Origin of the sequence: Niastella soli (assembly GCF_017742245.1) — a bacterium.
Classification (GTDB): Bacteria; Bacteroidota; Bacteroidia; order Chitinophagales; family Chitinophagaceae; genus Niastella; species Niastella soli.
Window position 1 is genome coordinate 354577 of record NZ_JAGHKO010000002.1, and the last position, 15605, is coordinate 370181.

The 15605-nt window shown below is 38.8% G+C and carries 10 protein-coding genes; 7 read left to right on the top strand and 3 right to left on the bottom strand.

What is annotated here, in order from left to right:
* Nucleotides 1–45: 45 nt before the first annotated feature.
* The 7 genes from J7I42_RS14050 to J7I42_RS14080 all read left to right on the top strand — a co-directional run bounded on the left by J7I42_RS14050 (nt 46) and on the right by J7I42_RS14080 (nt 7883).
* Nucleotides 46–393, top strand: coding sequence for a helix-turn-helix domain-containing protein (locus tag J7I42_RS14050; RefSeq protein ID WP_209139447.1), 348 nt, complete (start codon nt 46–48; stop codon nt 391–393).
* A 121-nt stretch (nt 394–514) separates the two neighbouring features.
* Nucleotides 515–838 carry a DNA-directed RNA polymerase subunit alpha C-terminal domain-containing protein gene (locus J7I42_RS14055; RefSeq protein WP_209139448.1) on the top strand — a complete coding sequence of 108 codons (324 nt, stop codon included), beginning with the start codon at nt 515–517 and terminating at the stop codon, nt 836–838.
* Nucleotides 839–937: 99 nt separating this feature from the next.
* Entirely contained in the window at nt 938–1291 is a 354-nt protein-coding gene (locus J7I42_RS14060) for a helix-turn-helix domain-containing protein (protein WP_209139449.1), read from the top strand.
* 710 nt (nt 1292–2001) lie between these two features.
* On the top strand, nt 2002–2511 hold the full coding sequence (locus J7I42_RS14065) for a MauE/DoxX family redox-associated membrane protein (protein WP_209139450.1): 510 nt from the start codon (nt 2002–2004) through the stop codon (nt 2509–2511).
* Between the two features lie 428 nt (nt 2512–2939).
* Nucleotides 2940–6167: an NAD(P)/FAD-dependent oxidoreductase gene (locus tag J7I42_RS14070; RefSeq protein WP_209139451.1), complete on the top strand. Its 3228-nt coding sequence runs from the start codon at nt 2940–2942 to the stop codon at nt 6165–6167.
* A 335-nt stretch (nt 6168–6502) separates the two neighbouring features.
* Entirely contained in the window at nt 6503–7006 is a 504-nt protein-coding gene (locus tag J7I42_RS14075; protein WP_209139452.1) for a TlpA family protein disulfide reductase, read from the top strand.
* A 577-nt stretch (nt 7007–7583) separates the two neighbouring features.
* Nucleotides 7584–7883: a hypothetical protein gene (locus tag J7I42_RS14080; RefSeq protein WP_209139453.1), complete on the top strand. Its 300-nt coding sequence runs from the start codon at nt 7584–7586 to the stop codon at nt 7881–7883.
* Nucleotides 7884–8582: 699 nt separating this feature from the next.
* Here J7I42_RS14080 and J7I42_RS14085 read toward each other — a convergent pair.
* From J7I42_RS14085 to J7I42_RS14095, 3 genes are all read right to left on the bottom strand, one after another.
* Entirely contained in the window at nt 8583–11546 is a 2964-nt protein-coding gene (locus tag J7I42_RS14085) for an alpha/beta hydrolase family protein (protein ID WP_209139454.1), read from the bottom strand.
* Between the two features lie 578 nt (nt 11547–12124).
* Nucleotides 12125–13522: a thioredoxin family protein gene (locus J7I42_RS14090; RefSeq protein ID WP_209139455.1), complete on the bottom strand. Its 1398-nt coding sequence runs from the start codon at nt 13520–13522 to the stop codon at nt 12125–12127.
* A gap of 558 nt (nt 13523–14080) precedes the next feature.
* Nucleotides 14081–15583, bottom strand: a complete 1503-nt coding sequence (locus J7I42_RS14095) for a RagB/SusD family nutrient uptake outer membrane protein (protein ID WP_209139456.1) — start codon at nt 15581–15583, stop codon at nt 14081–14083.
* Nucleotides 15584–15605: the final 22 nt, after the last annotated feature.

Consider the following 15605-nt stretch of genomic DNA (forward strand, 5'->3'; position numbering starts at 1 on the left):
AACGCGGGTATGGAATGTTGTGTCTGCCAATATATTTAACCGACCATGACCATCAACCACAACAGTACGAACACACAAATTTCCGTTGCTGAAATAAAAAAGTATCTGGACAGGAACCCGATTGCCCATAGGACCTGTTCGGAGATGTGGAAGGTTAATATTATTACCGGCCGGTCTGCGGTAGAAAAGGCATTTAAGACTATTACAGGCTATGGGGTAAAAGAATACCTGGTATTGGTACGGCTGGAATATACGAAACGCTATTTAAGAGAAGGCATGCCAATAAAACGGGTAGCCGCTAAAAGTTTATACCGGTCACAAAGCGCCTATTGCACGGCATTCAAACGATACTTCAAACAAACGCCTACCGAGTGGTTAAGGGAACAGCAATAAGCACCCACCCTTCAATATTCCGGAAAATGTAAAACAATTGCCAGAAAAGATAAAATGCCCATGAGTAACTTGCTTGTACATTAAGGCATCTATGGTTGTTCGTAACCACAAAGCGACACCGATGGACCGATACACTCCCGACATATTATTTGTACAACGAAGCATTCAATTGTTTGATGTAAATAAGTGCAAGATCCTTGCCCACTGGCTGGATGAGCGGATACGTACAATGGAGATCGACAAACAGCAATTCAAGACAAGTATTACCGAACTAAACCTGAGCAAAAGGGCGCTGCACGTTTTACAGTACAATAACATTATAACCATTGGCCAGTTGCTGGCCCAGGCGGTGAACTGGGATAATATATATGTACTAAGAGGAGCAGGTGCCAAAGTGCGGGAGGAGATCTATAATAAAGTAGTCGAATTACGAAAACAGCGTTAGCATACCCCTCACATACCAGATAAATCTTACTAGCTATCTTTTACTAAGTACGTACCCGTACAGACAGTAAACCAAATTTAATAATTAAACCTTGGTCCCATGCTAGAGAACATAAATCCTTATACAAAGTATGTGCTGGATGCCATCAGGTGTATAAAACAACAGCTCGACGAAAAACCACTGCAGTACAAAACAGCATCGGAATTACTGGAAAAGATCTGCGCTCCCAACCGCAATGCGGTGGAGAAGGCGTTTAAAGCCAATTTTGGCGCCGGTATTAAGGAATACCAGGTGCGCCAACGTTTAGAAGCCTCGAAGAAATTCCTGGAACAAGGACTCACCAAGAAGCAGGTGGCAGGAAAGTGCTTTTACCGGTCACAAAGCGCGTATGCGGCAGCGTTCAGGAAGGAATTTGGGATGACGCCTACTACGTGGCAGATGTTGTATGGTTAGTGCTTGCTGTTATATGTGTATCACTTTTCAACAACAATAAGGCATTAATCAACATGAACGAGGCAATTTTCGACAATGAGGGGATGTAACTTGCATTAGGAAAACGGCAGACGGCAGACGGCAGACGGCAGACGGTCTCGGCTCAGCCGAGAGCAGACGGCAGATGGCAGTGGGCAGTGGGCAGTGGGCAATAGGCAATGGGTAGTGCCACGACCTGTAAGGTTCGCCATTTGAGTTCGCCATTTTAGAGGGTTCATGCGATCCTGACAGGTCTGGCTAATAGGAAGTACGAAGTAGGAACTTGGAACTATGAACTCTGAACTCTGAACTCCGAACTGTGAACCACATCACTTTACATTCGATTAAATAACAACATAATGCATTGCATTGCTGATAGCAGTAGCAACCTTCTTATCTACGGATAAGGTTTCCAAGCCGGTACGCCGTGGTTGTCTAGCCGCAGCAGAGACGGCGATCCAATATAAGCGAACACTACTTAAATATTAAACTAAAGCGCAACAACCATCCAACAGGGAAGGTTGGAAGAGATATAACCCAAAACAAACGCTGGTGAAACAATTTTACGGCCTGATAGAGGGTCAATGAATGCTTTTACCAAAATTGTTCCGGGAAGGAGGTGCTCGCTACACCCTCACCGGCTTTGTTTCGGACATTAGATAGATTAACTAACAACCATCAACCATTTAATTATGGAAGGGCCTGTAGTTCAAAAGCAGCATGGAGTGCTGCGCATCCTCACGTTTTCCTGGCTATCAAAAAGTACTATTGTAGAAATCATCTCCCTATTGTTTATGATCTTGTTCCTGTACACAGGAGTAAGCAAACTAATGGAATACTCAGTGTTTAAAGAACAGATAGCCGACTCACCTGTTCTCAGCCCCATAGCGCCGTTTATAGCCTGGGCATTACCGCTGACCGAATTCCTGGTGACTTTATTATTAATTATACCACGCTGGCGATTACCGGGTTTATATGCATCGCTGGCATTGATGATAGCATTTACCGGGTATGTGGGGGCTATCATGGTATTTGATAAAGAATTGCCTTGTAGTTGCGGGGGAATAATTTCCCTGCTATCCTGGCGAGACCATCTGATATTGAACAGCTTACTTGTGCTGCTGGCTTATATCGGTGTAAGGTTACAGCGACAAATAAGACCTCAACAAATATTTATCAAACCAAATTTGCAGAACAGATAATACTAAATTATCTCAACCATTGTAACAACTCAGTTGAACGGGAAGATTATGCCTTACAGAAAAAGGTTCAACAAAAGCAGCGCTTCCGTTTACGGTCAATTACTATAGTCAGGTACGATGTAACCAGGGAAAGGGTGCGGTTATCCATACAGGCAATGCTACAACAACCGGCTGATACCTGTTGGTAAGGATACCGGTCTTGAATACGGTCCGGGTGGGTACAACACGCTTGAACCCTTTGTACCAGACCCGATAGATGTGGTATACGGCTCTCACCTACGCCAAGGCTTCGGTCTTGCTCTTCCGAAGCTCTGCGAAGGGCTAGTGAGCGAAGCACTCAGGACGGAGCGGCCATCCACACCGCATCCTGTTCTTCTGGTATTCTCAACAGCATATTGGAAATCTTGTCATAAAAAAAAATTAGTACTATGTCCAAAAAAGCAATCATAATAGGGGCAGGCCCTGCGGGTTTAACCGCGGCATACGAACTGCTGAAACGCACCGATATTAAACCCATCATTTTAGAAAAGAGCGGTGATATAGGCGGTATTTCAAAGACCATTAACTACAAAGGCAACAGAATGGATATGGGACCCCACCGGTTCTTTTCTAAAAGTGACCGAGTTATGAACTGGTGGCTGCATATGATGCCGTTGGAACAGTCTGCAGAGGAGAACATAACAATCAATTATCAAAACAAACAACGTGAAATAAATACCAGCGAAGGAAAGGCAATCAATGGCAAGAATGACAAAGTGATGTTGGTAATACAACGGCTCACCAGGATCTATTTCCTGCGCCAATTCTTTGCCTACCCTATCCAGTTATCAATTGCCACCTTGCGAACATTAGGTTTGATCCGTACCATAAAAATAATGTTCTCCTTTTTGTGGGTACGGCTGTTCCCAAGGAAACCGGAAAAAAGTTTAGAAGATTTTATCATCAACAAGTTTGGCAGACAGCTTTATTTGCTTTTTTTCAAGGACTATACAGAAAAGGTATGGGGTGTCCCCTGCCATGAGATCTCGGCGGAATGGGGTGCACAACGCATCAAGGGCGTATCCCTGAGCAAGGCCATAGCCGAAGCCATTAAATCAATGACGAAGAAGAAAAACGGTGGTATAGGGCAAAAAGATAAAGAGACGAGTTTAATAGAGCAATTTCTATATCCTAAATATGGGCCCGGTTCGCTGTGGGAAGAAGTAGCCCGGCAAGTAGAAGAAATGGGGGGTAAAATATACCTCAATCAAAACGTTAGCAATATCTATTTTGAAGATGGGAGAATAGTCGGCGTTAACACCATCAACAGCGAAACCAATCAAACAGGCGCCTGGGAAGGGGATTACTTCTTCTCTTCCATGCCGGTGCAGGAACTGATTGCCGGCATGGATGCAGGCGCCGCCAGCGCCAAAGTTCCGCAAGATGTAAAAGACGTTGCGGCTGGTTTGCAATACCGGGATTTTATAAACGTAGGCATTTTGCTGAAACAATTATCAAAACCAGTAGGTAAGGGCGAATATGAAAAACTGGAGTTGAAAGACAACTGGATCTATATCCAGGAAAGAGATGTAAAGGTGGGCCGGCTAATGATCTACAACAACTGGGGCCAGGGCATGATCAAAGACCCCAACAATACCTGGATAGGCATGGAATATTTCTGTAACAAAACAGATGATTTCTGGGCACTGCCTGATACGGCCATCCAAAAGATTGCCCTGCAGGAACTGGAAAAAATGGAGCTGGCCAATGTAAACGATGTACTGGACATCACCGTACGCCGTATGGAAAAGACCTACCCCGCTTATTTCGGTACCTATGACAAGTTTGAAGTGGTGAAGGAATACGTGAGCAATTTCGAGAACCTGTTCCTCGTTGGCCGCAATGGCATGCACAAGTACAACAATGCGGACCACTCTATGTTAACGGCCATGGTGGCGGTGGACAATATCTGTGAAGGTAAAACCGGCAAGGAGAACATCTGGGCTATTAATACAGAGCAGGAGTATCATGAGGTGAAAAAGGAAAACAACTCTGATAGCCATAAAGATTTGACAAGAATAGATGAAGAATTTGCAACAGATGATTCAAAACCAAAAATTAAAAGTAACGAACCAAGTACCAAGAATCTGAACCCTGTTTTATCTTTTAAAGAATTTCTATTTAATAGTAAAATAAACAAAAGATTTTTGCTATTGTCAGCAATAGCGATAGTTATACAATTTATTGTTTTCAAATACTTATACCCTTTTCCCAGTTTTATACATGGCGATTCATTTGTTTATTTACAAATGGCCTATTATAATCTTGATATTGGCACATATCCGGTAGGATATCCGCGTTTTCTTCGTTTATTCAGTGTATTTACTAATAGCGATACCGCTCTTGTTGCATTTCAATACCTGTTGATACAATGCGGTGGATTGTTTTCACTTTTTACTATGTTTTATTTTTACAAACCTGGCAAAGGAGTGCAATGGGTTCTATGGGGTTTCATGGTATTAAATCCATTGCCATTTTACCTTAGTAACCTAATATCAAGTGATGGTTTATTCCTATCGTTAAGTTTGATATGGCTCGCATTATTATTATGGATTATTCACAGACCAACAACAATTATTATCATTTCCCATGCACTTGTATTGTCTTTTGCCTTTACAGTACGATATAATGCATTAGTCTATCCATTTATTGCCCTTGTTGCTTATTCGCTTTCTCCAATCTCGTTTTGGAAAAAATCAGCAGGAATAGGTTTAGTCGCATTAATGTGTGGATTATTTATAATGTATTCAGGTAATAAACACAAAGCATTAACTGGTGTCTGGCAATTCAGCCCCTTCAGTGGATGGCAACTGGCTAATAATGCGCTTTATGGATATCGTTATGTTGAAAGTGCAGATCGTAGGCCTATTCCAGAACCCTATCACACTCTAGATAATGCAGTACGTGCCTATTTTGACAGCACCCGTGATTTAAATAAATTTCCATTTGAATCAATTGAAGCCAGTACTTTTTATATGTGGTCATCTGGCATGCCCTTACAAGATTACATGTTCAAAAAATTTAAAAATGACAGCATATCTGATAAACATAAAAAATGGGCATCCATGGGTCCTTTATATGCAGGTTATGGAGCCTATCTTATCCGAACTTATCCGTTAAAATTTGCTGAACATTTCCTTTGGCCTAACGCCCATAGATATTTTGCACCACCTGTAGAGTTTATGGAGCAATACAACATGGGAAGAGATAGTGTTGATGCAATTGCTCAGACATGGTTTGGATATAAAAATGGGAAGGTAAGCAACCGCCAAAAAGATGACGGATACGTTTATATACTCGATTTTTATCCAATACTCACAGGCACGGCAAACGTTATATTTCTATGTTGTTTGATTTGTTTCGCGCTCCTCAATGGCTTTCGAAAAAAAAGCCCATTTCAAAAATTCATGGTTCTAACAGTAACTATCTGGCTGATCAATGCGGGGTTTACAATATTCGCATCAACAGCCGCCCTACGATTTCAGGCATTCCCTGTTTTGCTGGTTACGATTTGGGCAGCACTTTTATTGGATTGGATGATAAGAATGATGCATGAGGAAGCCAGAAAAGGGGAACTTACATTGACCAAAACTATAGATATTAAGCAGTTAGCATGAGTTAAGAAAAGCTGCAGCTTTAAGCTAATGTATTTGAGAAAACAACTTTTGTTAAAATCATCTCCTTTACATGATACTCTTTTTGCATACGGAGCTTAGAAAGTTAACAAAATATAAGGTGTTTAAGGAACGGATTACTGGATCACCCTATTGGTCTTCGTAGCTCCAACAATTGCCATATATTCAATTAAACAAATCACTAGTAAGGAAATTTCTAACTCAAGTCTCAATCAAACTGTATGATGCGCAGCCTCAAAATTTAGTTATAGTCGATCAATTTCAAAACTCAAAAGCAAGCAAACATACTGATTAAATTACTAACAAAATATCAAGAAATGAAACAACTTATCACCTTCTTCATTTTCGTAACCATAATAAGCTGCGCCAGCAAAGATCCGATGAAACAGGCGATGGAACAAGCGCTGGAATTAAAACCAATACCATCATTTAAAATATTATTATCTGATAGCACAAACTGGGTAAGCACGACCGATGTATCAACAAATAAATCGGTCGTAATGTTCTTTTTCAGCCCACATTGCCCTTATTGTCGCGCGCAGATGGACGATATTATGAAAAATATGAGACAGCTTAAGGACATACAATTTTACCTTGTTACGGATTTTCCGGTACAAGACATAAAAGAATTTTACTCCAATTATAAGCTGGCTGATTATCCCAATATAATTGTAGGGAAAGATACGGCAAATTATGGGGGGAAATATTTTAAAATACCCGGAGTACCCTTTACGGCAGTTTTCGGAAAAGATAAAAAACCAAACAAATTCTTTTTAGGGAAAACTAATATTAGTGCGATACGAAAAGCGGCAGAAGACTAATGCAAGTATACCAATACTTCATTATCCCAATAAGCTATCCTATTTCAGGCCGTAATAACTTGGAAAACCTATTATCAAATCAAAAAAGTTTAGTTTTTTCATTTAATAGTATTCCTTTTTACAATAAGAATAAATGCTATGTTTATAACAGTTACCATTATATCGGAAGTAGTCGCGGCACTTGCATTCAATGAACTTGGTATATTTTTTTTGCACCGAAGGTGCGACAAAAAGCAGAAATCGAGCTTTTAATTGCACAGATGTAGCCATCCCTAATGGCTGACTATGTCCAACTTGTCTATTGACTTGAACAACTTCGCAAGGGACCATCAAAATATACTTCACTATTGCTGTAATCCTTATATGCATTTATCTTCAGCATAGCACCCGCCGATGTATCAAGAACTGAATCCAGGTCAAATAAAATCCAATTATCCCCACAAGAAAATAGTCAAAGAATAAAATATCCGGATACTTCATGGTTGGTTGAATCCTGTTGCCTTCTGTTGAAGTAATGATTTAAACAGGTATTTTGTAAACCAAAGTTTAGCTTTTTGAATTAAAAAGCACTCTAATTATGAAAAAAATAAAAATTATGTTAATGGCTATTGCTCTTTTAGGGGTTGTAGGTGGAGCACTTGCCTTTAAAGCAAAATCAAAATTTGGAGCACCTATTTGTACAGTAGCTGCGATACCAGTGGGAACAACATTCACCTGCACAAATTCAAATTTCCCCAATGGTCAACTGTGTCCAACTCGCCTACTAAGCAAAACTACCTTAGGCAATGCTATCAACATATGTTGGACTGCAACAGTAAATAATACTTGTACCAATGTTAGATGTACAGCTACAGCTAGTACAACAACAATTGAATAAGTAGACGGTAATTGAAGCTGCATATCTAAGTTCAACCCAAATAAAATAAACTAAAAAAGGGGCACTTTTTTGATATGCTTAGGGGCTGACCCGTTTGGATCAGCCCCTCATTATAATTATTTACTCACTATGCTTTTCGTGAAACTCTGACTTCCCGTTTTTTTTTAAATAAAACAATGTATTTGATTAGTTACATTGTTTATCAACCGACCTAATTCCTGGTCAATTCCCATTGCATATATTTTGTTTCATAAGTTGCCGATATTTCAAACAGCGAGCTGTTCTTTAGTTGGAATTATTTGAACATCATGTTGCTCGGGCGTTTATTAAGAATTAATTTCCTCTTCATATCACTAGCCGTTTTGATGTTGTATATTGAACTCTTTGAAAGTAATTACTATATTTATCTTACTAAACACTTTAGACGATTTAATAAGTCTAATGTCATCTACATCGTATCAACCCTTTGTCGCATGATATAACAACGATAATAAAGTGAAGGATTTTAATTATCGGAAACAAATTTATGTATGGCTTTCGAACAGCTTATTCATCGACTTATTGATACTATTTTGTGTTTAAAATAAAAGACCGATATAACTTATCATTTAGCCATTGGACACTGAAAATATAGTTAATATTTTATTTATCGTGCATTGTAAAATCTTAAGATTCCCTTAGATCATAATAATGGGCATCTCAGCGAAAGCCGCCATTGATCTCCAATTCCAGTCCATGCTCTATTCCTTTTAGGTTAGCAGGCACCCCTGTTACCATCCACTTCGGTTCAGGGGCTTCTTTTAAAAAGTGATCAAAGTATTGAGTGACCCTAATGGTAAAATCTTTACAATTTTGGGGATTAGCCATGTTATGGTTTTCATTATCATATTGCAGCATCCATACTGATTTGCCAAATCGCCGCATAGCAACAAATAGTTCCACTGCTTGTTCCCAAGGTACAGCCCCGTCGAGTTTATTATGCATAATCAATAAAGGACTAGTTATCTTATCTACATTCATAATTGGGCTCTCCTTCATTACCTCAAACTTTTCCCAAAAAAAAGGTTCCTGTTGTGCAGCACTCAAACGAGGCACACCAATATCTTTTATCAAGTAGAGCTGAGCGCTGATCCAATCACTTACGCCAGCACTTGATAATGCAGCAGTAAAAAGATTGGAATGAGTTAGAATGTAATTTGTGTATCCACCTGCCCGGCTATGACCGCAAATGCCTATCCTTTTGGAATTCACATAAGGTAGTTTGCTGAGAAATAACGCTGCACCCTCTACTGTATTCAATGCACTGGCAGGTCTTGGCCTGCCCTGGGTAAAATAAATATCTGGAGTAAACACAAGGTAACCCCTGCTCACAAACCAAGGAATGTTTAAAAATCCATTGCCCATATAATATGGAGATGGACATTCGTTCAAAAGTTGTGAGAATTGAAAATAATAATTGATTAATACAGGATATTTCTGGGCCGGGTTAAAATTTTCTGGCTTATACAGCACCCCTTGACTAATAGTTTTATCCATCTGAGGAAAGGCAATCAATTCAGAAGTCATCCAATTATAGGCAGATTGAGGTTGTATGTTAGTCAGTCTTTTAAACTGTTTAAAATTCGTGGTAAAAAAATAATTCAGGGCATCGGTGGCTGCCTGCCGGCGAACAATCCAAACATCAGCATTTTGTGCTTTCATGGGCGTGATCATACCGGCTGCATTGTCACCATTATTTAGAACCGAATTAGCTTCTATACTCATAAGCCAAGGTCCCATACTTAATAAAGTAGGATCCCCTTCCATATTTAAAGTTTTCTGGTAAAAGCCATTATCTCCATTCGTTGTATTGTATGCTGTTAAAACTAACGAACCATTAGTGGAAAAAATGGGGCCGATACCATTGATATAACTTGCACTTTTATTTAACCCCCCAGTTAATCGAAATGTAATACCATGTTTACGACCGTACCCATTGGTTACGTTAACGGGTGGCATCTTGCCAGTTAAATCCAACTGCCAGATATCATAGCTGTCATAAAGCAACACTCCTTTTTCTCCTTCCAACCAGCCAGCTATTCCGGTTCTCAAATTACTAAAACCTGGCAGGGGATCAGAAGGCTGTTCAGTACCCATGTATACGGGGATTGTTTCCGATATATTCTTCTTTTTTCCTGTGACTATGTCATAACTGAAATAATGCCCCACTGCCTCATCAAAATAAAACAAATACTTATGGGTTGGAGAAACCGCAAGATTAGCAAATAATTGCTTCACAAGAAAAAAGCTCGAACCGCTTTTCATGGATACTAACCAAAAACTGTCTATCTCTGGCTTTTCCCAAAATCGATCTCCACAAACATCATGTTTCACCAACGCATAGTCGCCGATTACCCCTAAATATTTTCTATTCGTCGTTGACAATTGAATACTCGTACCATTTTCTGTCCCTATCACCGCTGTATAGGTGGATATATTATTCGGATCTAATAACAATTGCTCAGATTGCAGCATGGGATCCTTGTAATTCCACACATCTACCTGAACGGCGTTCGGATTAGATTCCCTTTTTTTCACTTGTGGCTTTAAAGAGAACATTATATATTTGCCATCACTGGTAAAATTTGGTGCCCCATGAATGTATAAATTAGATGATATTCCTGGCGATTGGTCCTTAACCTTTAGGGTAGCTCTGATCATACCTTCTTTATAGTACCAAATGGTATTGGCAACATTATCGTCCACTTTAACAGAATTTTCATTATACTTAGAGTCTGATAATTGCTGAACTAAAAAGGCGAGTTGTGAACCTGTCTTATCTAATACAAACATATCAACCCTATTATTTCCTTCACTATCCGCCTCCCAAATCATACGTGTTTTGCCAGTCAACAGAGGAACCCACTGCAACTTAAAACGATTGTTTTGATCCGTTTCCAATATCATTAGCTTCCCTTTATCGTCCAGGACATACTTTACCACCGAACTAAACCTCAGTGTCACTCCAGTAATTAAATTATAAAGCAGCAATTCTTTTTCAGCACCGGTTAACTGGCAGCAAAGCCATTGGCCACTATTATCAAAAGAGTAATCAGACACTCCCCTAAAAACCATCTTCTCTTTATCCGAAAACAAGTCGTATAGCACTAACCTTTGAACACTATCCTTATACTGCCATACCAACCATTGCCCTTTTCCTTGTTCAAACAACTTATAACCAGAAACACCAGGTATATAACGGAGTTGCATTTTTCCAAGTGTCAGAAAACAAAGACTGTCCCCTACCCTTAAAATATAGTGGCGGCTATCTCCAGAAAAACAACCTGGCTCAGCACCACAAAAAGTATATTTCCAGGTACTATCAATGGCTTGTATTACAATTGTGTAACTATTGAAAGGTTGATTTTGTATTTTATAGGTAAAATAGCGTCCATCTGGGCTTATGGCAACACCATGGAGGCTTGGTTCTACGCCATACCAATGATCTATCGCACTGAAATCAATAACAGGCTTACCTGTTTTTTCGTACATTGGAGTCCAAAGATAGTGGGTAAAGTCTTGCACTGAATACGGTATAAGATTACTATCCTGTAGAACCAGACGTTGCGCTGTTGCGCCGATATTACTTAATAAGAGTATAAGTATCAAACCCAAATATTGCATAAAATGTTGCTTTACGATTTTTTGCCATTGGTTGTAATTAATAACACGAACAATGTAGTTTTTCTACAGACTCAATTCATTTAATTTACGAAAAAGCATTTAATTCCTGTATGTTATTTCTTAATATTTTGTATTTAAGGGAAATCTATCTTTGATAAATATTGTATCATTTCCTCGAATGTAAAATATCGATTATCTTACCATCCGTTCCTCCATTTCATTTGTAACAATCTGCATAGTTTTTCCTGTAGATTACTTATAAAACATAAGATTATTTTCTTAGATATGAGGCGTTCAAGCTGATTAGTTAGATAAGAACTGTTTGGTTTTTAAAGCAATCACTTCGTAGGATTCGACAGCCATTCGCCTGGCCATGAACGGGGGAAGTTATTGAAAACACCCTTTCCAATTGGGTTTAACTTTCTATATACTTAAAGGCAAGCTTTTCCAATACAGAAGTAATGCTCTTAAATACTCATTAACTGGAACTATGTTTGCCAACACCCTAGTTTAATTACTAACCATAGTGAATGGATTCGCACGATAGTTACTGCTAACATTCTAAAACAGCTTCATTACTATTGAGCAGTCTTCCCAACCTGTCCAAGCCATGTTGGTTCTCCCCTTTTCATTTTTTCCAAATTTTTAACATATTCTTCTATCTGTTGATCCCATTTCATTTCCAAAGCACCTTGTAATGCTTTTTCCTCCCATTCAATTGCCTCTCTTACTTTTCCCAATTTATATAGTAAATTAGCGTAGGTATCTATGTATGCGCATTCATTAGTTAACATTACTAATTTTCTCATAATCCAGGTTGCTTTTTCAAGAGTTGTCTTATCTGTAGCGCGCTCAAAAACACGCACCCAACAATAAATATTTATTGAACTTGCATAATAAGGACTGTTTCGATGCACTTGCGAAGTATCCAGACCATATAATTCTAAATAATGGAAATAATATTTCAAAAAAGCTGGGTCGTTTTGTTTTGTATCATACCAATTAATTCGAGCATCCAATAAACTTCTTTTCGCATACTCCCTATTGAAGCTTTTACGGATAGACTGATATAGAGCCTTCCAATCTGCCTCCGTAGAATCCACTTTACTACCAAAAATCCGTGCTGGCACAAATCCATAATGCTTATAAAACGGCATTACTATTTCTACATTGACTGTATTCTCAACAACCCTTGCGGCAAATCCATTTTGATTCATCACTGCATCAGCGCGTCGACCGTTTGGATAAAACAAACTGAAAAAGGGCGAAGTTTTAGCGATATAAGTGGATGCCAAAAATTCCAAATTTTCCCTTGTATAAAGTTCTTCTTTGCTAAGACCAGTCAAAAATTGTTTATAATCATGAGCAACAGCGTTCGCCATATCCAACTCATCTAACTCCAGAGCCTTTTTTCGCATATAAGGCATTTGCCGAAAATCCTTTTTATTTTCTTTATAATTTTCTGCCATTTTATAAAAGTCCTCATTCGGATCTACGTATACACGATCAGGCTGCAATGCAATTTGAGCTGTATTTATAAACTCTGCTACCGATTGAAAACCGAGTTCGTTGTGTACCCAAAGCCCTTGTGGCGACAGAAATATATAGGTGGGGAATCCCTTTACTCTGTATTCTTTTTCAAGAATAGCCACATCATCATACCATCGTTTGATGTCTTCATTGTCTTTTTCAGTTTTATCAAACTGCACTTTTATTGAAATAAACTTCTGATTGAAAAGCTGTCCAACCGTATCATTAATGTAAACTTTTTTCTCCATTTGCTTGCATGGCCCACACCAGGTAGCAAAGCAATCTAGAAAAATATATTTATTCTCTATTTTTGCCTTTTCCTTTACCTGTTGCCACGTAAGACCAGTAGTCCATTGTATTCCACGCTGGGACGCATCTTCTTGGGCATTTATTGTAGATGCTATAAATAACATCATTAAGCATAATGATCGTTTGATGCTTCTCATATTTTTTATTTTTTTCCTGGTTAATTAATGGCTGGAATAAAGAATTCCTAAAGAGATAATGACTTTGCGTCGGCGAATTAAATGACCATTTTCTGCTACTCTTTAAAAGCGAGAGAAATGACCTATTGGAAGAGCCAGCTTCACAATCTTTTCAACTCACTCAAATATCTTTGTTGTCTGTTGCAATTTATTTATCCAAATCATATCCATTCCATATTTATCGGGCACCTTAAAATCCAACTCACTGTTAATTAATAGAAAGGGTATCAAACAGCATCAATTGCAACACAAGTATGGCTCTGATAAATATCGAGATAAAAAGAATGAACGTTGGGCACAAATCATCATGTTTGTGCTTAGAAACAAGACATTTTCGCACTTCGTGATCAAACTTGTGTTTTTACAGTTTTCGTCTATGATTGAAAACGGGATAGCAGCTAAAGGTTGTATAAGGCTGGCCCTGAAAACGCATCCGACGGACCTATCATTATCACTTACAGAGCATTGAGACAGCCAGTATCAAAGAACTAATTTAATTGGTGCATTATTCAGGGGGATTCAGTACCCTGCATTTTGTATAAGATTCGGTGCATGCTGCAGTTCACTTAATGGTAATGGATATAATTGATCTGTTGATTGCCAAATTCCACCTTTAAGTATAGTGACTTGGTTCATTATCGTATCCACATACTCAGTCCTTTTGAGGTCAAACCAGCGATGACCAAATTCTGTAAATAATTCCACCTGGCGTTCATGAAGAATCGCGGCCAGTAACGATGTTATATCATTAGCAGTTGTATTTTCTAACCCTGATCTTCTGCGAATGCTATTCAAATCACTTTGAGAACCACTGATATTACCCTGCTGAGCCCTTGCCTCAGCCCTGATTAGCAATTGTTCTCCAAGTCTAAGCAGCATCAGATATTCTTTCATATCGGCAGTGGAAGCGGTGGAAGGATCGAAAACAGGATTATACTTATATTTATTCGGAAAATAATAAATTGTACCACTGACTATAATACTATCAACCCAATTTCCATTGAGTCTGCGTTGATCATCTGATTCAAAGCTGCTCAGCAATCGTGGACTTAAGAATATTCCCTTTTCAGCTCCTCCTATCGGCCCATTTGGTATCAACATATATGTTACAGATTCTTGGGTATTGTATCCAATATCAGTTGGTTGTAATTGCCAGATTGCTTCTGTACTATTTTTCAAAAAAACATTTGCCAATTCTGGCAAAGTAAACAAAGTGCTATTGTTGATTACTTCAGTAGCCTCTGCCTCAGCAGAGGCATATTTCTCAGTATACAAATAAGTTCTTGCTAGCAAAGCCGCCGCTGCCCATTTAGTGGGCCTTATCCTTTCATTGGAACTTTCTTGTAAAGTGGCATTAAGAAAATTATTGGAAAGAAGGCCTTTCGCTTCATTTAAGTCGGCAATTATCTGCTGATACACCTGTGATTTAGGACTTCTGGCTAATGTTGCATTTACCTTATAATCGGTTGACAATACCAATGGTACATCTCCGAAAAGATTGACTAGATAAAAATAAACAAATGCACGTAGTAGTATGGCCTCACCAAGCAATTGCTCTTTAACGGATGGTGTCAAAGTTTTTGAAACAGTTAACCCTTCTATAGCAGCATTGCATCGGAACACATAATTGTATAATGGCGCCCAAGTTTCGAAACCAGCGACTGTTGCACCGGTAACAACTAATTCATTTTGGTAATATTTTTTCAATGATTCATCTGCAAAGACATCATATAAAACAAGTTCATCGGAAGATAAGCCTGTATAAAAAGATATGCTTCTCGCACCCGAAAAAACTTTAGAAGCGGCACTCATATCAAGATAGATACCATTGAGGACTGCAATTGCGGTTGCATCTTCTGTGTAAACATTGCTTCCTGTAACAGCAAAATTAGGGGTCGGTATATCTACCAGTTTTTCACAATTGGTTTGAATTATGGATACACAGCCAATAAAGACGACTTTGACAAAACTATTAACATTGACATCACGCCATTGGCTTATTATACTTTTATTTAAATGCATAAATTTAATTTTGTAGTCAAAC